Below are 4,596 nucleotides of genomic sequence, written 5' to 3'. Positions count from 1 at the left end.
CCGGAGATAATATCGGTGTCGCATTGGTGGACCTTAAACCGGGGGCAGAAGTGAAGATATATGGTCGAGAGGTCCGGGTCAAATTGGCTGAGCCCATTCCTTATCAACATAAATTCAGTGTTACACCAATAGATTCCGGTCAGGAGATAATAAAAGACGGTGTGCTTATCGGGAAAGCCACTCAAGATATTGCCCAGGGCCAGCATGTCCACACACATAATATGACCGGTCTTCGGCTGAAAGTAAATTAAGCAGGGAGGGTAGATGGAATTTTTAGGTTATTCCAGAAAAGGTGGTCTGGCAGGGACACGTAACAATATAGGCATCATATCAAACGGGGTCTGCACATCGGATGCGGCCAACTGGATTGCGAAAGAGGTAGATGGCTGTGTCCCTTTTACCCACAGGGAAAACTGCTCTCTGGTTTCCCCCGATAAAGAAGTGATAACTCGCACGCTTATTAATCTTGGCAAGAATCCCAATCTGGCTGGTGTGCTTGTGGTGAGCGCCGGTTGTGAAAACCCGGGTATTGACCCGAATATCATTGCCAATGGAATTGCTGAATCGGGCAAACCGGTTGATGTATGCATGCTCCATCAGCCGGGCGGTGTCCGCGCTGCTATCTCCCGGGGTATGAACATCGCGCAGAAAATGGCCAGCGATGCCTCCCGAATGACTAGGGAACCTGTGCCTGTATCATTTTTGCGGCACGGGGTGGAGTGCGGTGGCTCAACACCTATCTCGGGCCTGGTAACCAACGCTGCTCAGGGTACGGCACTTGATTTTGTTATCGAGAATGGAGGTAGCGGCGGTTTCAGTGAAACACCGGAGGTCATCGGAGCGGAACATGTTATCGCCGCAAGGGCGGTGAATAACGAAGTAAAACGGAAAATGCTGAAGGTAGTCCGCGACTATGAGGAAAGGCTTATGGCCAGTGGCTACGACCTCTTCGGCTCGAATCCTGACCCCCAAAATATCGAGGAAGGATTGAGTTCCATTGAGGAAAAGTCGGTAGGTGACGTCCGTAAGGGTGGGACAAAACCCTTAATGGAGGTTGTGGGGTACGGGGAGGTCCCCAAGGGTAAAGGTTTGTTTTTCATTGACACCCCGGGCCATGACCTGCCATCATTAACCGGACTGGCCGCAGCCGGATGTAATGTCATTACGTATTCAACCGAGTGCGCCGTCCCATATGGATTCCCTTTTGTGCCCGTCATAAAAATAACGGCCAAGAAGGAGCACTTCGAAAAATATTTTGACATTCTGGATTATTTGGTAGATATTGAGAAAACCATTACTGATGCTAGAAGCGTGGGAAAAGAGTTGTTTGACCTGATACTGGAGGTCGCGTCAGGCAGGAAGACGCAGAATGAACTCATTGGTTATGTTGGTGCCTGTGACCTGTGGACCATAGTTCCCATGACATAGATAAGTCATTGGTATAGTTAATCTAAAGTAAGGAGAGCAGAGATGGTAAGCAAAAGAACACAGGAACTCCTCAAATCCGATGCCGAAAAAGTGGTGCACGGTATGTACACTGTCGGCCGGAACATGGGTATAGTAATGGAAAAAGCCCATGGCATATACCTTTATGATACCGAAGGCAAAGAGTATATCGACCTTTCGTCGCAGCTGATATGCGTCAATTTAGGCCACCGGCGACAGGAAATCATCGACGCCATAATGAAAGCCCTGAATGAGATAGACTTCGTTACCACTTTCTTCGGTATTACCAATCCATACATCATCGAAGTGAGCGAGAAACTGGCTAAACTAACGCCGGGAGACCTGAATCACTTTCACTTTACCTCGGGCGGTGCCGAGGCCGTAGATTCTGCAGTTAAGCTGGCCCGTTTCTACTGGAGCCGGAAAGGACTGGCCGGTAAATATAAAATCATCAGTCTTTACGCTTCTTATCATGGTTCGGCCGGGATATCGACGAATGTGACTGGCCTGGGCCGTGGCGCCAACCAGAACCCATTTGGGCCGGTATCCCCGGGCTTTATCCACGTGGCCCCGCCGTATAGCTACCGCTGTATGTTCGGGGATGTCCCCGACTGTGGCCAGGCAAGCGTCGATTACCTGGAGTCGGTAATTCAAGCGGAAGGGCCGGAGAGTATCGCCGCTTTTATTGCGGAACCGATAATGGGGGCGGCGGGCATGATTGAACCGCCACCCAAATGGTGGCCCCAGGTGGCAGAGCTATGCAGAAAATATGATATTCTGCTTATCGTTGATGAAATTATGTCCGGTTTTGCCAGGACGGGTAAAATGTTTGCCTGCGAGCACTGGGGCATCAAAGGCGACATGATGACCATGGCCAAGGGGATTGTCAACTCGACGTTGCCTTTTGCCGCGTTAGCTCTCAGTGATAAGGTTTACGACGTGCTAAAGGACAACATGCTGGCGCACGGCTTTACCTACAGCGGACACCCCATCGCCGCAGCGGCCTCCTCCGCTGCTCTGGATATCTATGTGAGAGATAATGTTGTTGAAAATGCTGCCAGAGTGGGCAAGCATATCAAGCAACGCCTCGAAGCTGAGTTTGTACCGCTACCCTGCGTCGCATATGCTGATGGCCGCGGTGTTTTTCAAGCGCTTGAACTGGTTACCGATAAAAATACCAAAGAGCCAATTGACCAGCAGACGAAAGACAAATTCTGGCAGGACCTGTTTGATGCGGGCATTTTTACCCGGGTTATCGGCTGGCGGGGAAACAGGATGTTCATCTGTCCGCCCTGTGTCATCACTATTGAGGAGGCAGACAAAGTCCTTGATATTATAAAACCATTGGTAGCGGGGCTTAAGCCCAAATAGCAGTTGACAATTCGACCAGAGAGATGCCATTCGATGAAAATTGTGTGTCCTGATGGGACAGCCGAGATACGGGATTTGTTGATGCCCGAGTCAGAAAAAAAGCTCGAGGCGTTGGGGTCGTTCGTCTGGTTCAATGACCGCGCGGAGACATCACAGGGCTATTTGCAGCGAGTTAAAGATGCCGACGGAATCATTTTAAACTGGGACATGCCTTCGGAGGTAATCGAGTCCTGTCAGAAGCTGCAGATTATTTCCTTTTTAGGCGCAGACCCTCGAAAATTTTTAGACCTGTCCCTGGCCACCAGAAGGGGTATCGCCGTAACCAATACTCCTCACTATGCGGATGAGGAGGTCGCCGCACACGCAATGGCCCTTATACTCTGCTGCGCCAAGCGCATCGTGCATTTCAACAGCCAGATGCACCAGGGAATATATGAAAAAGGGGACTTCACCGCTGAGTTCTGGGGCAAGATATTAGGTGTTGTCGGCTTGGGAGGTATAGGAGCGGAGGTTGCACGTCTGGCCCAGGCATTTGGTATGCGTGTCCTGTGCTGGACGCAACACCCCACCAGGGAACGGGCGCGCAAGCATGGCGTGGAGTTCGTTACGTTAAAGGAGCTTTTCCGGCAATCGGACATAGTCACCCTGCACGTGACGCATAAACCGGAAACGGAGAAGATGATTACCAGAAACCTGCTGGAATCCATGAAACGCGGTGCCATCTTCGTGAATACCGCCCGGGCCGAACTGGTTGATAACTTGGCTTTAGCTGAATTGCTTCGGGAAGGGAGACTGACTACAGCAGGCCTGGATGTTCATGATGAAGAGCCAATTAGGCCTGATGACCCCTTCCTGAGCATAGAAAATGCCGTGCTGACTCCCCATGTCGCCGCAAACACCGCCAGGGCTCAGGGCAACATCCTGAAAATTGCTGTGGACAATGTAGCGGCTTTCTTTTCTGGTCGCCCAGAGAATATATTAAACCCCGAGGTACTGCCTTAACCGGCTTACCCTTGCCTTACTGGAAGCAGGGACTGTCAATCAGGGACCAAAGAGCCTGGTATTTATAAGAAACTGCTTTTCCTTCCCGCCTTGGATTTCAGTCGTCCAGTTCGGTGAGGGCCTGTTCACCGTATCTGAATACCTTGTCCATTCTGATGAAAAATCGGTCAAACGCAGAGGTTTTCTCTATAGTTTTCCTGACGACGGTATGAAGCATCCCATCCGGTTTGTTAAATGGACAGGTGCGAAGGCAGACGGCGCAATCCGCTCTATTCTTTAACCAGTAGGTCAGGCAATTTATTGCTTTTACCGGCCATTTAAGTACATTGACGCTATTTGAATTGTCCCAGGCTTTATCGGTCCTGTCGCCAGACACGATTGCTTTGCTGGGGCATGAATCAGCACAGATTTTACATCTCTCACAAAAATGCTGTACGCCTATGTCTACTGGCGAATCCGTTTCAAGGGGGAGTTCGGTGAATACTTTGCATATTCTCACCCGTGGTCCGAATTGCTCCGTTATGAGCAGGCCGTTTCTGCCTAGCTCCCCCAGTCCGGCGTCTACCGCCAGAGGAATACTTAGCGCCATATCATTACCGCAGGGGATAGCATGATAACCCAGCTTGCGGATATATGTCGCCAGGGACGCGGCCGTGAATGCCATCTGGGAATAGGCTAAATCCGTACCGCCTTCTACGGCCGGGCTCCTCCTTAACCGCTGATAGTCCATGGCAATAGCCATCACAACTGCATATTTGGCCCATGATGGCAATTCTG

General features: G+C 50.7%; 5 protein-coding genes. 4 read left to right on the top strand and 1 reads right to left on the bottom strand.

The window, feature by feature from the left end; genetic code table 11:
- From KKD83_08045 to KKD83_08030, 4 genes are all read left to right on the top strand, one after another.
- A partial coding sequence (locus KKD83_08045) for a UxaA family hydrolase (protein ID MBU2536095.1) occupies nucleotides 1–251 on the top strand: 251 nt, incomplete at its 5' end.
- A 13-nt stretch (nucleotides 252–264) separates the two neighbouring features.
- Nucleotides 265–1,428, top strand: a complete 1,164-nt coding sequence (locus tag KKD83_08040; GenBank protein ID MBU2536094.1) for a UxaA family hydrolase — start codon at nucleotides 265–267, stop codon at nucleotides 1,426–1,428.
- Between the two features lie 42 nt (nucleotides 1,429–1,470).
- Entirely contained in the window at nucleotides 1,471–2,817 is a 1,347-nt protein-coding gene (locus KKD83_08035; GenBank protein MBU2536093.1) for an aspartate aminotransferase family protein, read from the top strand.
- A gap of 33 nt (nucleotides 2,818–2,850) precedes the next feature.
- On the top strand, nucleotides 2,851–3,819 hold the full coding sequence (locus KKD83_08030) for a hypothetical protein (GenBank protein ID MBU2536092.1): 969 nt from the start codon (nucleotides 2,851–2,853) through the stop codon (nucleotides 3,817–3,819).
- A 97-nt stretch (nucleotides 3,820–3,916) separates the two neighbouring features.
- Here KKD83_08030 and KKD83_08025 read toward each other — a convergent pair.
- On the bottom strand, nucleotides 3,917–4,596 hold a 680-nt coding region (locus KKD83_08025), incomplete at its 5' end, for a reductive dehalogenase (protein ID MBU2536091.1).

The organism is Chloroflexota bacterium (assembly GCA_018829775.1).
In the GTDB taxonomy this organism is placed as follows: Bacteria; Chloroflexota; Dehalococcoidia; order Dehalococcoidales; family RBG-16-60-22; genus E44-bin89.
This window is presented reverse-complemented; position numbering and strand designations above follow the sequence as displayed.